General features: G+C 65.3%; 16 protein-coding genes. 3 read left to right on the top strand and 13 right to left on the bottom strand.

Annotated features, from left to right (window positions below; all coding sequences use genetic code 11):
• Positions 1–110: 110 nt before the first annotated feature.
• Positions 111–1,937, bottom strand: coding sequence for a thioredoxin domain-containing protein (locus C5P05_RS19825; protein ID WP_114971559.1), 1,827 nt, complete (start codon positions 1,935–1,937; stop codon positions 111–113).
• Positions 1,938–1,943: 6 nt separating this feature from the next.
• Positions 1,944–3,500, bottom strand: coding sequence for a DUF2779 domain-containing protein (locus C5P05_RS19820; protein WP_157979403.1), 1,557 nt, complete (start codon positions 3,498–3,500; stop codon positions 1,944–1,946).
• A gap of 140 nt (positions 3,501–3,640) precedes the next feature.
• Between C5P05_RS19820 and C5P05_RS19815 the strand changes: the two genes are divergently transcribed.
• From C5P05_RS19815 to C5P05_RS19805, 3 genes are all read left to right on the top strand, one after another.
• Positions 3,641–4,285, top strand: a complete 645-nt coding sequence (locus tag C5P05_RS19815) for a glutathione S-transferase family protein (protein ID WP_114971682.1) — start codon at positions 3,641–3,643, stop codon at positions 4,283–4,285.
• Positions 4,286–4,305: 20 nt separating this feature from the next.
• On the top strand, positions 4,306–4,608 hold the full coding sequence (locus C5P05_RS19810) for an antibiotic biosynthesis monooxygenase family protein (protein WP_114971557.1): 303 nt from the start codon (positions 4,306–4,308) through the stop codon (positions 4,606–4,608).
• Between the two features lie 74 nt (positions 4,609–4,682).
• Positions 4,683–5,129: a hypothetical protein gene (locus C5P05_RS19805; protein WP_114971556.1), complete on the top strand. Its 447-nt coding sequence runs from the start codon at positions 4,683–4,685 to the stop codon at positions 5,127–5,129.
• Positions 5,130–5,167: 38 nt separating this feature from the next.
• On the opposite strand, the gene C5P05_RS19800 is transcribed toward C5P05_RS19805, so the two are convergent.
• The 11 genes from C5P05_RS19800 to C5P05_RS19755 form a co-directional block, all read right to left on the bottom strand.
• Complete coding sequence (locus C5P05_RS19800) at positions 5,168–5,554, bottom strand: hypothetical protein (protein ID WP_114971555.1); 387 nt, start codon at positions 5,552–5,554, stop codon at positions 5,168–5,170.
• Between the two features lie 181 nt (positions 5,555–5,735).
• The gene (locus C5P05_RS33795) at positions 5,736–5,963 is read right to left on the bottom strand and encodes a hypothetical protein (protein ID WP_157979402.1); all 228 of its coding nucleotides are present in this window, start codon (positions 5,961–5,963) and stop codon (positions 5,736–5,738) included.
• A gap of 211 nt (positions 5,964–6,174) precedes the next feature.
• Positions 6,175–6,849, bottom strand: a complete 675-nt coding sequence (locus C5P05_RS19795; protein ID WP_114971554.1) for a response regulator — start codon at positions 6,847–6,849, stop codon at positions 6,175–6,177.
• A complete protein-coding gene (locus tag C5P05_RS19790) occupies positions 6,821–8,482 on the bottom strand; it encodes an MASE1 domain-containing protein (protein WP_114971553.1) in 1,662 nt (553 codons plus the stop codon). Before C5P05_RS19790 ends, C5P05_RS19795 begins: the two co-directional genes overlap by 29 nt.
• 7 nt (positions 8,483–8,489) lie before the next feature.
• Positions 8,490–9,224 carry a GntR family transcriptional regulator gene (locus tag C5P05_RS19785; protein ID WP_114971552.1) on the bottom strand — a complete coding sequence of 245 codons (735 nt, stop codon included), beginning with the start codon at positions 9,222–9,224 and terminating at the stop codon, positions 8,490–8,492.
• 24 nt (positions 9,225–9,248) lie between these two features.
• Positions 9,249–9,812 (bottom strand): amidase family protein, encoded by a 564-nt coding sequence (locus C5P05_RS19780; protein WP_114971551.1) that lies wholly within the window; start codon positions 9,810–9,812, stop codon positions 9,249–9,251.
• Positions 9,813–10,176: 364 nt separating this feature from the next.
• Positions 10,177–11,679, bottom strand: coding sequence for a protein adenylyltransferase SelO (locus tag C5P05_RS19775; protein WP_232834595.1), 1,503 nt, complete (start codon positions 11,677–11,679; stop codon positions 10,177–10,179).
• 2 nt (positions 11,680–11,681) lie between these two features.
• Positions 11,682–12,047, bottom strand: a complete 366-nt coding sequence (locus C5P05_RS19770) for a hypothetical protein (protein WP_114971549.1) — start codon at positions 12,045–12,047, stop codon at positions 11,682–11,684.
• 6 nt (positions 12,048–12,053) lie between these two features.
• Entirely contained in the window at positions 12,054–13,715 is a 1,662-nt protein-coding gene (locus tag C5P05_RS19765; protein WP_114971548.1) for a flavin monoamine oxidase family protein, read from the bottom strand.
• A gap of 8 nt (positions 13,716–13,723) precedes the next feature.
• Positions 13,724–14,053: a 2Fe-2S iron-sulfur cluster-binding protein gene (locus tag C5P05_RS19760; RefSeq protein ID WP_114971547.1), complete on the bottom strand. Its 330-nt coding sequence runs from the start codon at positions 14,051–14,053 to the stop codon at positions 13,724–13,726.
• Positions 14,054–14,101: 48 nt separating this feature from the next.
• The gene (locus C5P05_RS19755; protein ID WP_114971546.1) at positions 14,102–14,959 is read right to left on the bottom strand and encodes an SIR2 family NAD-dependent protein deacylase; all 858 of its coding nucleotides are present in this window, start codon (positions 14,957–14,959) and stop codon (positions 14,102–14,104) included.
• Positions 14,960–14,961 lie beyond the last annotated feature (2 nt).

Raw genomic sequence — 14,961 nt, 5'->3', positions numbered from 1 at the left:
CTCAATGGCGCGGACAACGCCATGTACCTGGCAAAAAAAGCGGGGCGGAACTGTTGTGTTTTTGCGCCCCCAATTTGCCGGTCCAGCGGACACGGTGACCGCTTGACCTCTTAAATAGGACGGTCAAATCCTGATCGGGCGCGGACAGCCGCCTGCAGCATGCGCGTGTGGCTTGCCGGGTCGCTGCGCACCGTGGCGGCGAACACGCGCACGCAGCGTTCGGCTGCCGTCCTGTACCTGGCCGCCTGCGGTGCATCGAGCTTCTCGCTCAGGGCCAGCAACGCCAGCGCGGCCGTGCCGTTGCCCGAGGGCGTGGCGGCGTCCAGTCCGGTCTTGAGTCGATGAATCAGCGCCGGTGCATCGTGGCGGGCAAAAAAGAAACCGCCCACGTCGCGGTCCTCGAACTGCGCCAGCATGGCCTTGGCAACGGCCTCGGCAAAGAGCAGGTCATCCGGCTGCGGGTCGGCGTCATGCAGTGCCAGCACCGCTTCCAGCAAAAACGCATGGTCATCCAGAAAGGCGTCCTGGCCGGGCAAGGACTGCAGGCGCCCGGAGGTGCGGCCATCGTCCTGCCAGCGCTCGGTCCGGATAAACGCCAGCGCCCGGCGCGCCGCCTGCAACCAGTCGGGGCGCTGGCACACGGCGGCGGCGCGCGCCAGGCCGGTGCTCATCAACGCGGTCCAGCCGGTGAGCAACTTGGTGTCGCGCGCCGGGCGCTCGCGCTTGTCGCGCTCTATCAGCAGCTTGGCGCGGGCGCCAGTGATCAGCGCCTGCAGCGGCACTTCAGGCTGCTGCAAGGTGCCGGCCAGCACGGCGGCAGAGCGCGCCACAAACAGGTGCCAGTGGCTGCCTTCAAAGTTGGGCGCATCAAGCAGACCCCAGTGAGCGGCGCACACGTCCCATTCATTGGGCGAGAGCGCCAGGCGCAAGGGCTCGGATTCCCAGGCATAGAAGTGCCCTTCACGGCCTTGCGCATCGTCGGCCGCCAAGGAGGCATGAAAGCCGCCGCTGGCCGCCTGCATCTCGCGCAAAGCCCAGCTCGCGGTGTCTTCGACGACACGGCGGAACAAGGGCTCGCCCGCCAGCGTCAGCGCATCGGCGTACAAGGCCAGCAGCACGCCGTTGTCGCACAGCATTTTTTCGAAGTGCGGAATGCGCCACTGCGTATCCACGCTGTAGCGAAAGAAGCCGCCACCAATCTGGTCGTACAGGCCGCCCTCGGCCATTTTGCGCAGCGTGAGCAGCGCCATGTCGCGCGCCTGGCTGTCGCCTTCCTCACGCGCGCGGCGCAGCAAAAAGCCCAGTTCGCTCGGGTGCGGGAACTTGGGCGCGGCGCCGAAGCCACCTTGCACCGGGTCGAAGGCGGCAGCCAGCTGCTGGCGCGCCTGCGTGAGCACCGGGGCATCGAGCATGGCGTTGGCATCGAACTGTGGCACGGTGGCGGCCAACGCCAGACGCAAGGCCTGGTCCTGCCGCGTCAGCGCTTCGCGCTGCTCGCTCCAGACGGTACTGACCGAGCTCAGCACACTGCGAAAAGTGGCCTGCCCCTCGGGTGCGGCGCCCGGAAAATAGGTGCCACTGTAAAACGGTACGCCTTGCGGGGAGAGGAAGATGGTCAGCGGCCAGCCGCCACCGCTGCGGCGCAACAGCTGATGCGCCATCTGGTAGACCGCATCAATGTCAGGGCGCTCTTCACGGTCCACCTTGATGTTGACAAAGCCCTCGTTCATCACGGCGGCGGTGCTCGCATCGGCAAACGATTCGTGCGCCATCACATGGCACCAGTGGCAGGCCGCGTAGCCGATCGACAGCAGGATCGGTTTGTCCAGGCGTTTGGCCAGCGCCAGCGCTTCGTCGCCCCAGGGGTACCAGTCCACGGGCTGCTCAGCGTGCTGCAGCAGATAGGTCGACTGTTGGGTGGCCAGGCGATTTGTCATGGTGAATCAATCCAGAAAATGGGGGGCGCCATCGAACACGGCCAGCATGCGGCGCAAGACTTCAGTCTGGCGCTGGCCATGGGTCAGCAGGGCGGTACGCAACTGCTGCCGGGTCAGCGTATCCAGGCCCGGCTGCAGCGAGCACGCAAAAGCCGCTTGAGCCGATGGCGCCTGGATCTCGTCCAGACTGTCCAGCAGCAGCTCAGGCGCCACGGCGCGGCTGATCGATTTAAACGACCACGAGCCAGCCATGACCGGGTGGTAATAGTGCGCCCGGGCCAGTTGAAACAGATCGACGATGCGCGGCAACACGGCTTCGAGTGCGGGCGCCAGATCGTCAAAGTGCTGCGCCAGTTCGCGCAGGCGGTTGCGCTCAAAGCCCGCGTTGTAGGCGAACACGGGGCCGGTGCTGCCCAAGGCCTGCAACAGCGTCAGCGCAAACACGCGGCGCGGATCGCCCACGCCATCGGCCAGAAAAGCATGGCGCGCACAGTCGCCGGCAGCGCTTTGCACATCGCACGTCCATTGAAACGGCAGCACCTGGTAGGGCCGGGTGCCGGCCCACACGGGCACGGCAAAACCGATGGTGTCCAGGCGCAGGCTGTGGCGCGGGTAGGGCAGGGCCTGCATCAGGGCGGCGACCTCTGGGTCCAGCACCGGTCTGCCTTGCTGGATGGCGCGCACGGCGCGGCGGTGGCGTGTATTGCTGAAACGTGGCAGCGCGACGCTGTGCAGATCCACATGGCCCTCTTCACGTAACTCGGCCGCCAACGCGCGGCCCACCACTTCCAGGCTTGCCAGCGGAGCAGGCGGCAAGGCGCTTGCGGTTTGTGTGCAGGCCTGGCAGTCGTGGATGAATTCACAGCCGCCGCTTTGGGTGCAGTGCAGCCCCGGCGAGGCCGGTGGTTGCGGCCCGCGTGCGCAGTCCCGCATGGCCGTCAGCCAGGCCGCCACCGGGCGCGAGCCCAGCACCGGTGCCAGGTCCACCTCGCGGAACAGGCCGGCGTAACAACCGTGGCCGGGGTAGATGAAGTCGGTGTCCACCAGCAGCAAGCCGACATGCTGCACCCGCAAACCGCAGCGCGCCGCCACATGCGTCCACAACGCCACCGCATCCACATCGGCCTCGTCGCCGACCGTGGCATAACGCACCTTGAACAGACGCAGGCCGCGCTCGCCACAACTCAGCACGTCGATGCGCACCTGGGCCCGGTCCTCGCTGGTCAGGCAGGCGCCCAGAATTGCCCAGCCTTCGGGCGCCACGCGGTCCGAGCCCAGACAGTCCAGGGTGTGCTGCATGGCGGCGTTCCACTCGGCGGGGGTGTTGGGCGCGGCAATGACCTGGGCGCCGGGAAACGAGGCGCGCAAGGCCGCGTCGATGCCCGGACCGTGGATCACCGCCGCTTCGGCGCTCGCATCCGTGGCCACCGCGTGGACCTTGCCCGTGGCGCATGGCACTGCAGCAGCGTGCTCGCCCCGACGGTGGAGCCAGAAGCGGCGCGTGCAGGCCCGCCAGCGGCGCAGGTCATCGTGGTTCAGCATGGGTGTAGAAACGATGGGCATAAGCAGACAAAGGTGACACAAGAATACGACAAAGAGTACACGCGAACGACCCGGATGCGGGCACAGCCCGCGCCAACTGTGTGTTAGCAAGCAACGTGCAAGGTCGACCGTGCTGTCACGCATCTTGCTTGGTAAAGGACATGACACTCAAGTTCTACATGACACCCGGCTCCTGCTCGACCGGCATCCATATCCTGCTCGAAGAGCTGGAGTTGCCGTTTGAGGTCACCATTGTGAACATGCCGGCCGGCGACCACCGCCGGCCCGACTACCTGGCGCTCAACCCCAAAGGCACGATCCCGACCCTGGTGCTGGACGAGGGCCGCGCGCTCACCGAGTTTCAGGCGATTGCCTACTGGCTGGCGCGCAGCTATCCGCGCAAACGCCTGCTGCCCGAAGACCCGCTGTTGGCCGCGCTGGCGCTTGAGTTGATGGACTATGTGGTGGGCACGGTGCATGGCCAGGGCTACACGCGCATCTTCACCACCGAGCGTTATCTGCCGGCGGGGCTGGCCGACTCGGACCGCGCGGCGTGGCAACCAGGCATTCAGGCGCGCGGACGCGAGATCATTGCCGAGGCCTTTGCCGTCATTGAAGCGCGCTTGCCCGAGACCGGTTATGCCATCGGTGCCGACTTCTCGATCGCCGATGCGGCGCTGTTTTATGTCGAGTTCTGGGCCGACAAAACCGGCCTGACCCTGCCGCCGCGTTGCGCCGCGCATTACCAGCTGGTGCGCGCCCGGCCGGTGGTGCAGCGTGTGTTGCGCGAAGAAGGTTATCGCTAATTTTTGAAAGGACCACCCCCATGTTTATCGCCATGAATCGCTTTCGTATCGCACCCGGCCGCGAGGCTGAATTTATCGAGGTCTGGCGCCAGCGCGACAGCCGTCTGGCCGAGGTGCCGGGTTTCCAGACCTTCAATCTGCTGCAAGGGCCGGGCAATGCGGAAGCGACCGTGTTCGTCTCGCACTCCACCTGGGACAGCGCCGCCGCATTTGAAGCCTGGACCCGCTCCGAGTCCTTCCGCGCCGCCCATGCCAACGCCGGCCAGCAGCGCGGCCTCTACCTGGGGCCGCCGCAGTTTGAGGGTTTTGAGGTGGTGCTGTAGCAAACTACATTTTTGATAGCTGCTTGCGCTTGCTGCGCGGTGGCTAGAGGGTGATTTGACCAAGGAATTGAACCATGACGACACAAGACATCTTTGCCCACAACCGCGTGATCCTCACGCACTTCGACAGCTACAGCACGGCGCTGCTGTTCCCGCGCTGGGACAACAAGAGCCTGCTCTGGCCCGAAGCCCTGCCGGCATCCGCAGCCCCGATGGCGGCGCCGGCCGATATCGGCCCTGCGTACTCAGGCGACGCCGTCAGACTGGCCGTGATCGAGCGCTGCGGCCTGAATCCCGATGAACTGGTGCAGGTCAGCGCGTTCAACCATTGGGCGCAAACCGAGACCGGCCCGGTGCGCATCCACCTGCTGCGCTTCACCACCTTCGAAGCGCCGAAAGAAGCGATTGAAGCGCTCGGCGGCGTGTTCAAGCCGATCAGCGAATTGCGCGGGAGCGCGATGAGCGAGCTGCTCCTGTTGCGCGAGGTGTTCAATCTCATCGTCGGCGCAGGCGGGGGTTGAGGCTGATGCCACCCTTGTGGCAACACGGCCCCTCTCCTTCACTTTAAGGGTGAGTCGATTGACGACGCAACCTGCGCCGAGGAACCCCAGGGGATTTGCAGATAAAGCGATGCCGCATCGGTGGACGACTTCGCGTTGTTGATCAACAGCCGATAGGTCGCGGGACGCAGGTGCAGCGGCAGCTTCGCCACCACCTGGGTCGGGGTCGATTCGCTGACCTCAAGCCGGTGCTTGCCGAGTGTGAGCACCGGCGTGCGGCCGCCGAAGAAGTTGCCGGTGAGCGTGACACGATGCTGCACGGGATCGATCTCCGCGCTTTCGATCACGGGCGCGGGCGTACTCCCCGGGCGCCCGGCGCCCGCGTGGGGTGCCCATGACAAAAGAATGAGCGTTGTTGCAACAAGATAGTATTTTGGCTTGATCATGATATTTTTCCTTTCTGTATCGAACCGGGTGACCTCGCTTGGGTCATGACGGCATCACGGAGGGATGGCCGCCGTTGTCATGACCTGAGGCCCACTGTATCGCCCGCGCGCGGGGCGGACCATCGGGGAGGGTCCCCGTTTCGGGCTTGGGGAAACCCTTGTTTTGGGATAGGGACTTCCCCTAGGGCGGGGCCGGCCTAGGGGGGCTGATGTGGCTGTCGACTCGCAAGCGGTCTGGCATCACCACGGCGCTCAGACCGGCGTCCTCATGAAAGACAAGCAGTTCCACACTGCCGGAGGCGCGGTATCGGGCAATGCGGATGGCGACTTCAAAGCGTGCTCCTGACGGATCTGGACCCCAGTGCGATGGAAGCGATAGGCCGGCGCTGCCGTTCGCTGTCTCCGGCATGGGGTTTCTTTTTCATATTCAGCTCCTGAATATTTTGGCTTGGGCATCCCAGGCCATGACCTCATGGAGGATGAGTTCTCGCCGCCGCCATAGCCCGAAGCCCACTGTATCGCCCGCGCGCGGGGCGGACCATCGGGGAGGGTCCCGTTTCGGGCTTGGGGAAACCCTTATTTTGGGATAGGGGCTTCCCCTAGGGCGGGGCCGTGTCGCCTTAGCGGTCTTCCAGCCACTGAATCGCAAACCGGACCAGGTCCGCGCCGCTTTTCAGCTGCAGTTTGTCCTTGAGGCTGGCGCGGTGGGCTTCGACGGTCTTGATGCTGCGGCTGAGCTTGTCGGCGATCTGGCGGGTGCCGAAGCCGAGCCCGAGCAGGTGCAGAATTTCGAACTCGCGTTCGCTCAGGCCGGCGATCGGGCCGGGGGCGCCGGCCTGGGGCGCCAGTAAGCGCTGCGAGAGTTGGCTGTGCATCGCGGCGCTGAGGTAGATATCACCGGCCAGCACCCGGCGCACGGCCAGCAGGATGTTCCCGGTGGCCTCCTTTTTCATGAGGTAGCCATTGGCGCCGGCACGCAAGGCGCGTTCCGCGAAAACGGATTCATCGTGCATGCTCATGGCCAGCAGCGCCAGTGCGGGGTAACGGCGTCGCAGGGTCTTGATCAGATCCAGCCCCGACTCGTCATGGAGCGAGATGTCGATGATCGCCAGGGCCGGATTGCACTCGGCCACCGCAACCAGTGCCTCCTCGACGCTGCCCGCGTCGCAGCACAGGTCGAGATCTTCCTGCAGATTGAGAAACCGGGCCATGCCCTCGCGCATGAGGGGATGGTCGTCCACCATCATGATGCGGGTTTTTTCCGGCTTACGCGCCGTGTTGTCGTTGTTGCTCATGGTGCTCCCCCTGGTGCGGATAAATGACGGCAACGGTGGTGCCTCTGTGGGCATTTTTCTCGATCGCGAAGGTGCCGCCGAGCAGGCTGGCCCGGTAACGCATGTTGTGCATGCCCAAGCCCTGGCCCCGCCAGATGCGCTCGGGGTCGGCGCCGATGCCGTCATCGCTGATGCACAGCCGGTGCCGGTCCTCGACGCGGGTCAGGTCAATCCGCAGATGGCTGGCCTGGCTGTATTTCAGCGCGTTATTGACGGCTTCCTGGGCGACGCGGTACAGGTTGATGGCGACCAACGGGTCGCGCACCTGCAGGTCCGCATCGCAGCGAAATACGCAGGTCATGCCTTGCAGCGAGCGGGTGTGCTCCGCCAACTGCTCCAGCGCGGCGGGCAGGCCGCCAACCTCCAGTGCCGCCGGGTAGAGGCCCCGGGCCACGGCGCGGGTCATGGCCGTCGCCTGGTTGATCAGGTCGACGATCCGGCCTGCTGCTTCGGCCTCCGGCTGCGCCCGCTCGTGCAACTGGTGCTGCAAGGTCGCGCTGAAGAGGGCGAGGCCGGTCAGGTGCTGGCCCAGCCCATCATGCAATTCCCGGCCGATGGCTTGCTGCTGTTCTTCGCTGACGCGGATCAGCGCGTTTTCCAGGCTCCGGCGCGCCGCCATTTCCCGCCGCAGGTCGGTATTGATCTCGGCAATATCTTGCGTGCGTTCCTTCACCCGTTGTTCCAGGCCGTCATGCGAGCTTTTGAGCTCCGCCTGCGCGCGCCGCTGCTCGGCCACGGAGGCGGCCAGCAGGAGGCCGGTCACCGCCACGACGATGGCGAAGGCGCACCAGCGCATCAGGCTGTCCACGGGCTGGTCGACCACGAACGGTCCGGTTCCCCGGGTCGTGCCCCAAATCGCCAGTATCGAGACAACCAGCGTGACCAGGCTGGCGCCCCACGGGCCAAAGCGCAGCGCGCCCCAAATGATGAACGGAAAGACGGCGAGCGACGCAGGGTAGTAGCCATGAACGGCCAATTCCGGCGCGCCAAAAATCTTGTGGCAAACCAGCACCAGTGCCGCCACCAGGCACAAGGCCTCGACCGCTTTCGGGGTCGACAGGGCCGGACGCGTCCGGCTGAGCCAGACCAGCAGGGGCGGTGCCACCACCAGCACCCCCATCATGTCCCCCAACCACCATTTCATCCACACCGTGGCGTAGTTTCCCAGGGACACGATGCCACCCAGGGCCAGGGTGGCCACGCCGATAGAAGCGCTCAACATCGTGCTGAAAATGGCGGCCAGCACGATTAATGCGAATACGTCCCGACGTCGGTCCAGGGCATTGCGAAAGCGGGCCAGGCGAACCAGGAGAAATGCGCCGACCAAGGCCTCCAGGGTGTTCCCCATGGCGATGACTGCGGCGGCGGCAAGCGGTATGCCGGTCCATGCATTCGCCAGAAAGGCACCCAGAGCAATTCCGAAAGACAGGCGGTAGCCATAGGCCAGGAGCGCAGCCAGCGCGATCCCGCTCGGCGCCCAGACCAGCGTGACCGTGCTGCCGACAACGGCATACATCAGCCCTCCTATCGCCGCGGCGGCATACAACAAGGTGACACCCGTCAAACGGGCGGCAAGAGTGAAGCCCGGTTTCATTTGTCGCTCAGCGCATGCCGCCCTGCCGCGCCAGATGCACCTGATGCAGGGTGATCTTGCGCACCTCGGCCTGGCTGGTCTCGATGTGCGCGCGCAACAGCATGGCCGCCTGGTCGCCGCGCTTGTGCTGGATGGCCTTGAGGATCTTGGCGTGCTCGTCGTAAGTGGCTTCAATGCGGGCCTGTTTGGTGAAGTCAAGCCGGCGGATGATGCGGATGCGATCGGTCACGTCCCGGTGCACACGCGCCATCTCGGCGTTGCCCGCCGCCGCCACCAACGCGCCATGAAAGGCCTCGTCCCACTGGCTCACCTGCACGGCGTCCGTGTTGCGCTGCGCCTCCGGCACCAGCCAGATCGCCATCAGTTCATCGCGCAAGGCATGGTTCACAGGTGCGCTGGGGTGCAGGCCGTCCTCGCACAGGCGGTGCGCCGCCGTGGTCTCCAGCACCATGCGCAGGTCGTAGAGTTGCTCGAATTGGTCGAAATCAAAAAGCAGCACGCGCCAGCCGCTGCGAAACAGCCCCTCGACATAGCCTTCCTGCTGCAAGCGGAACAGCGCCTGGCGAACCGGCGTGCGGGACACGCCCAGGCGTTCGCTGATCTCGTTTTCCGTGAAGCGGTCACCCGGTACCAGCTTGAACTCGCCAATGTCACGCTTGAGCTGTTCATACACGTCATCAGCACGCGAGCGGTGCGCCGTTTTTTCGGGGCCAGGGGCAGGTGGTCGGGTCGGCGTATGCATCGGGAAGAACTCTATCAGTGTTGCTCAAGCACGTCGGTTCGAGTCAATGGACACGGGCGTGCCGCCCATGGCCACCAGGCGCTGCACGGCCTGCGCAAACGCAGCTTGTGCCGCGGTGTCGCCAAAAAATTCCAGCGCCGACGGCACGCCAAAGCGGAAATTGCCAGCCCAGGCCTGTGTGGCCAAAGACAACTTGCGCGAGTAGGGGTCGAGCGGGTCATAGCCCATGCTGGCCTGCAACACGCTGGCGGCCACCGCCACGGTGCGGGCAAAAATCGAGGCGCAGTCCACGCTTTGCGCTGGCGAGCGCGTGCCGTTGAGGCCGCAGGCAAACTGGTCCAGGTTGGTTTTCCCCAGCAGCGATGCACCGGCATCGAGCAGTTTTTGCACCACGACGGCATGCGTTGCAGCGGTGTGGCTGAACGCCGGGCAGGCGGCGGTGGTGGGCAAACCCGCCACATCCATGTTGTCTTTGACCGCAAAACGCAGGCCCGCCAGCGGACCGCTGGCACTCTGAAGAAGCGGCTTGTCACAGCGGGAAATCCAGGCCTGCACCTGGCAGTTATGAGGGGAAGTTGTGGGTGGCATCCTTTTAATGCATCCAATCTTGTATCCAAGATTGGATGCATTAACTGTGCCAATTCTTGCTGTCGTGTCATGTACTCACAAGAGACGCATTGAGGGGGCAGGCAGCAGACCCGGAGGCGGGCCTGTTGGGGTCATGGTTGGAAGCCATGACGCAACCGATTGGATGGTAGACACAGGCTACGTGATCTTGAGGACAGTGGATTGGTTTTTGAACCGGCAATTCTTTGTCATCAACTTTGCCAACCGATGTGACGATGAGTTCGGTTGCTGGCATGTGTTGGTCCTGATTTATACAAAACCAGACTCTAGCCCGCATGCAGTATGCGTAAGTAGCTATGTAATATGTAGCACTGTTCGCGCGCCTCTAAGCCGAACACCCCACTTCCAGCTCTGTTCCCTCCCGCTGCGGCGCTGCATAGTGTTCTGCGCCTTTCTGCTCGTCAAATGGCCGGGCCAGCACGGCCAGCAGGCGCTGAAGTTTCGTGCTTGAGCCGCGCTGCGCGTCCTCAATCGCCGCCTGGGCCAGGTGGTTGCGCAGCACGTAACGGGGATTGACGCGGCGCATCGCAGCCGCCCGCTCAGTCGGCACAGCGCCTTCGCTCGCCAGGCGGGCGCGCCAGTCATTCAGCCAGTCGCCCAACGCGGCATCCTGTCCGGGCGGCAGCAGGATCAGAGTCTCGGCCGGGTCTATTTGAATGGCGCCGGCGAGGTTGCGAAAGGCCAGCGTGAAATCGGCCTTGCCGCGCTGCAGCAGTGTGAGCCAGCGGTTCAGCAGGCCGGCATCCCCGGCACGGACCTCGCGCAGTCCGAGCTTGGCGCGCCAGCGGCGCATCACTTCACTCCGGTAGATCTCGTCGTAGTACAGCAGCAGCGCCGCAGCCTGTTCGCGGGCCATTTCGGGCTGCTTGTCGAGCAGGCCCAGGCAGGCCTCCAGCAGGCGCGCGCAGTTCCAGCGCCCGATGGTCGGTTGCGCGGTGTAGGCATAACGCCCCTCATGATCGGACGCGTTGCACACATGGTGCGGCCGAAAACGTTCCATGAAACCATAGGGGCCGTAGTCCAGCGTCAGGCCCAGCACCGACAGGTTGTCGGTGTTGAGCACGCCGTGGCAAAAGCCCAGCGTCTGCCAGTGGGCGAACAGCGCGGCCGTGAGTTCAATCACCTCGGCCAGCCAGGCGGCATGGCGTTGCGGCTGCTGCACCAGATAGGGAAAGTGATGTTCGATGACGTGATCGGCCAGGGCGGCCAGCTGTTGCGGCGAGCCATGGCGGGCGTGAAATTCAAAGTGGCCAAAACGCACAAAACAGGGGGCGGTGCGGCTCAGCACGGCGGCGGCTTCCGGCTCGTCGCGCATCACCGCCAGGCTGGAGCCGACCAGCGCCAGGGCGCGCGTGGTCGGCACGCCCAGCGCATGCAGCGCTTCGCACGCCAGCAGTTCGCGTATCGAGGAGCGCAGCGTGGCGCGACCGTCGCTGCCGCGCGCGTAAGGCGTGGGGCCGGCGCCCTTGAGTTGCAGCTCGACCGGCCCGCCATCGGGCGCCTGCCATTCGGCCAGGGTCAGCACGCGGCCATCACCGAGCCGGGGCACCCAGGCGCCAAATTGATGACCGGCATAGGCGCTGGCGAAGGCGGTCTGTCCTGGCCACGGCGCATTGCCGGCGAGCAAGGGCAGCGCGGCCGGGCTGTCACCCCATGACCGGTCCAGGCCGAGGTCTTGCGCCAAGCCGGTATTCAGGTACAACAACTGTGGGTTGGGCAGCGGCCGCGCGATCACCGGCTGCATAAAAGGTGCGCTGAGCGCGCCGAATCGCGGTGCCGCCAAAGCCCGCATCGCCTCGGGCATGACGCAGCGGTCTGCCAGCACCATGCTCACGGTGCCATTCGAAACTGGGTCGGCTGGCTCTGTTGGTAAACGCGCAGCCACAGCAGGGTGGCGGGCACCAGCGATGCGCAGGCGAACCACAGCGCCTCGTCCAGCGATTGACCCGCCGGCCCGGAAAAGCGTGGGCGCATGGCGTCCCAGCCGGTCCAGTCCAGCTCCGGCATCTCGGAGCGCGCCGCGGGTTCAAGCTGGCCAACGCTGTCGGCCAAGGTTTTCAATTGGCGCAGCACCTCGACGCGGGTGAGGCGCGAGCGCAGCAGTTCGTCCCGTTCCAGCCCTTCGACCAGCGTGGCGACTGCCGTGCCGGCCTGTTCGATGAGGCCCAGCAGGGCCGTGTTGATGATGTGCGTCATGGGTCTTTAAATAATGGCCGCACTGCTGGCGGCCACCAGCAGCCGGGTGTTGAGTTCAAGTGCGAACTCGCGCCAGGCCGCCGCCAGGTCGAGCGTGATGGCGCGCAGCGTCTCGGCGTCAGGCTGGTGTTCCTGCGGGAAGTTGGACAGCGCACAGGAGGTGCCGTTAAAACTCAGTGCAGCGTCCAGCAAGCCCTTGTTCCAGCCCTCAAAAGGCGCCAGCAGCGTGGTGGTCAGTGCATGGCGGCCGCTGGCCACCTCGGCGCTGGCCGCATCCAGCGCCGGTAGCAGCTGGTCCAGGCGTGCCAGCGTTTCGCTATAGACCTGGTCGGCCGCAGCCAGCAAGGCGCGCTGCGTGAGCAGCTCGGACTGCTGGCTCGACAACAGCCGGGTGAGGTGCAGGCGATAGCGTTCCGGCGCCCGTCCCCGTAGCGCCAGCACGCTGGCCGCAAACGTCCCAATGGCCTCGGCCCGTGTGCTGTCAGCAGGCCGCGTCAGATGCAGGGTTCTTCTCATCGGTGCGCTGCTGGCGCTCACCTGGGGTCGGGCCAAGGCATGGGCGATGCGGTCGGCCGCTTCGAGTGCGCCTTCCATGTGGCCGGCACCATGCGCCGCTGTTTCGCTGCCGCCCAGAAACACACGGCCGGCCCACAGCGGCTGGCGCAACACGGGGTCGGCCTGCGGGGGCTCGGGCGGGTTGGCGCGGTCGGTGGCGCTGCAGGTCCAGGGTTCTTCGGCCCAGTCTTGCAGGAAGGGGTGGCCGCCCTGCGCCTCGGGGCCAAAAAGTTGCGCCAGCTGGCTGTCGATCAGCAGCGGCAGGCCGCGTTTGAAGTTGTCGCGCTGCGCCGCGTTCAAGGCGACAAAGCCGCCCAGGGCGCCGGCGTGGCCGGTGCCTGCGTGATCTTTGCCGGCTTTACCTTCACTGGCATCAAACACCTCGCCCAGCACGGCCTGGGCATGGCGCACAAAGGCGTTGCCGGAGTGACCTGCCGTGCGCCAAAACGGCTGCGCAAACGTCGTCAGCGACTTGGCTTGCGCCGCCATCCAGGTCGGTGTGGCGGCCAGCGCCTCCGACACGGCGGCGGGCAGCGGTGGATCAAATTGAAGTCGCTCGTGCACCAGGCGCGGTGGAAGTGCCAGCACCACCTGGCGTGCCCGCAAGGGGTGTCCGATGGTTGGCAGCAACTCGATGAATGCGCCCCGGTCGCGTAGCGCTTGCAGCGCCACACCGATACGCACGCAGCCGTCCGGCAGTGCGGCCGCCAGGGCTTCGACCAGACGGGCCGAACCGCCTTCGATGCGGTGGGCGCCGACATGCACGCCGCCGGGCTCGACGCGGCGTTCGGGTTCGCGGTTGGGGTCGGTGAGCCAAAGCGCATCGCCCGGGTCATGCTGGGGCTGGCTGGCCAGGCCCAGTTCGGTCAGCAGCGCGGTGATGCGCGGCTCGGTGTCAAGCCAGAACCAGGTGGGGCCGAGGTCCAGCGCCTGACCGGTGGCTTGGCAGTGCTCGGTGTACACGCGCCCGCCTAAACGTTCGCGTGCCTCGATCACTTGCACATCCAGGCCGCGCGCGATCAGTTGGCGCGCCAGCGCCAAGCCGCACAGGCCGGCGCCGACGATGGCGACATCAAACACCCGGCTCACGGGGAAGGGTATCGGCTCGGCCATGGTCGGCGTCAGGCAATCAATTCCACGGTGATCGGCTCGGTACCGATCACTGCCTGGCAAGCCAGCCGGGAGTTGGAGCTGATGCCGACCATGCCGTCGAGTTTTTCGTTTTCTGCGGGCTTGATCTTGGACAGGGTCTTGCGGCCCGAAGACACGAAGACGTGGCAGGTTTCGCACTTGGCTTCGCCACCGCATTTGCTCTTGATCGGCTCGCCGGCGGCTTGCAGGGCCTTCAGCAAGGTGGTGCCGGTGGCAACTTCATAGGACTTGCCGGAAGGCATGACGGTCATGGTAACCATGGTGGTTTGTGTCGCGTCAGGGGTAGAGAGTGTTGTCATGATGATTTTTGAGTGAGTTGGGAAAGGAAGGGAAACAAGGGAAAAGTGTCAGGCGGCGAGGGCCGGTTGCATGGCGTCCATCAAGGCATCGGCAAACTGCGCCAGCGGCATGTCGATGCGGGTGATGTTCTGCTCTTGCAAAAAGCGTGCCTCCATGCGTGTGGGTTCGTCAGGCAGCACGGCCCAATGGCGGTCGGAGGAACGCTTCATGATCTGGCGCGCAAAGCAGCGCGTCAGCTGGTCGTCAAAACGACAGCCCAGGAACAGGAAGTTGCGGCCACTGCGCCAGGCCTGCACCGCTGCCGGAATCGGCGTCTGGATGTCAATCTCGGTCAGTACCTCGACGTAATCGCTGTCCGACACCAGGTAGTTGCCGACCGGGCCGTGGCTGCCGATGGGCTTGTAGAGAAGGCGTGCGACATCGTTTGGCAGCTCTGCCAGCAAAGCGCCATCTTCGTCGTAGACGCCGGTCCACTGGCCGAAGTGCTCGGACTGCGACAGGCCCTGCACCTGCGCCCAACTGCCCTTGGCCGGCAGCTGCGCCAGCGCGGCGGCAAAGGTGTCGTCATACCAGGTGTCGACCCACAGTCCGGCGCCGCTGCCGGCCAGGGCCAGATGCAGAGGCGAGGGCGCGGGCGTGCTGGCAAAAGCTTCGTTCATGAGATGCACCACCGACTTGCGGTGTTTGAAGTTCTCGATGAACTGCGCGGCCTGGGTCAGGCGCTTGCGGATCTTGTGCGGTACGCTGACCTTGCCGGTCATGCTCTCGGCCAGCGCCTGGGGCGTGGCGGGTACCTGGAGGTCGTTGCACAGCGACAGCATATCGGGGCCGAGATAGGGAATGATGGCACCCGTGTCGAGGCTGCGGGCGATCTCGTTGATCAAGTCGTGGTTCGAAGCAGTCATGG

The organism is Rhodoferax ferrireducens (assembly GCF_003347515.1).
Taxonomy (GTDB): Bacteria; Pseudomonadota; Gammaproteobacteria; order Burkholderiales; family Burkholderiaceae_C; genus Rhodoferax.
Note: the sequence above shows the minus strand (reverse complement) of the source record. Positions and strands in the feature narration are given on the sequence as shown.

Excerpts from the sequence above, each read along its gene's own strand:
- C5P05_RS19810 (WP_114971557.1), top strand. The coding sequence starts at position 4,306 with ATGTTTATCGCCATGAATCGCTTTCGTATCGCACCCGGCCGCGAGGCT.
- C5P05_RS19780 (WP_114971551.1), bottom strand. The coding sequence starts at position 9,812 with ATGCCACCCACAACTTCCCCTCATAACTGCCAGGTGCAGGCCTGGATT.
- C5P05_RS19775 (WP_232834595.1), bottom strand. The coding sequence starts at position 11,679 with ATGGTGCTGGCAGACCGCTGCGTCATGCCCGAGGCGATGCGGGCTTTG.
- C5P05_RS19770 (WP_114971549.1), bottom strand. The coding sequence starts at position 12,047 with ATGACGCACATCATCAACACGGCCCTGCTGGGCCTCATCGAACAGGCC.
- C5P05_RS19825 (WP_114971559.1), bottom strand. The coding sequence starts at position 1,937 with ATGACAAATCGCCTGGCCACCCAACAGTCGACCTATCTGCTGCAGCAC.
- C5P05_RS19765 (WP_114971548.1), bottom strand. The coding sequence starts at position 13,715 with ATGGCCGAGCCGATACCCTTCCCCGTGAGCCGGGTGTTTGATGTCGCC.
- C5P05_RS19820 (WP_157979403.1), bottom strand. The coding sequence starts at position 3,500 with ATGCCCATCGTTTCTACACCCATGCTGAACCACGATGACCTGCGCCGC.
- C5P05_RS19800 (WP_114971555.1), bottom strand. The coding sequence starts at position 5,554 with ATGATCAAGCCAAAATACTATCTTGTTGCAACAACGCTCATTCTTTTG.
- C5P05_RS33795 (WP_157979402.1), bottom strand. The coding sequence starts at position 5,963 with ATGCCGGAGACAGCGAACGGCAGCGCCGGCCTATCGCTTCCATCGCAC.
- C5P05_RS19815 (WP_114971682.1), top strand. The coding sequence starts at position 3,641 with ATGACACTCAAGTTCTACATGACACCCGGCTCCTGCTCGACCGGCATC.
- C5P05_RS19755 (WP_114971546.1), bottom strand. The coding sequence starts at position 14,959 with ATGACTGCTTCGAACCACGACTTGATCAACGAGATCGCCCGCAGCCTC.
- C5P05_RS19760 (WP_114971547.1), bottom strand. The coding sequence starts at position 14,053 with ATGACAACACTCTCTACCCCTGACGCGACACAAACCACCATGGTTACC.
- C5P05_RS19785 (WP_114971552.1), bottom strand. The coding sequence starts at position 9,224 with ATGCATACGCCGACCCGACCACCTGCCCCTGGCCCCGAAAAAACGGCG.
- C5P05_RS19795 (WP_114971554.1), bottom strand. The coding sequence starts at position 6,849 with ATGAGCAACAACGACAACACGGCGCGTAAGCCGGAAAAAACCCGCATC.
- C5P05_RS19805 (WP_114971556.1), top strand. The coding sequence starts at position 4,683 with ATGACGACACAAGACATCTTTGCCCACAACCGCGTGATCCTCACGCAC.
- C5P05_RS19790 (WP_114971553.1), bottom strand. The coding sequence starts at position 8,482 with ATGAAACCGGGCTTCACTCTTGCCGCCCGTTTGACGGGTGTCACCTTG.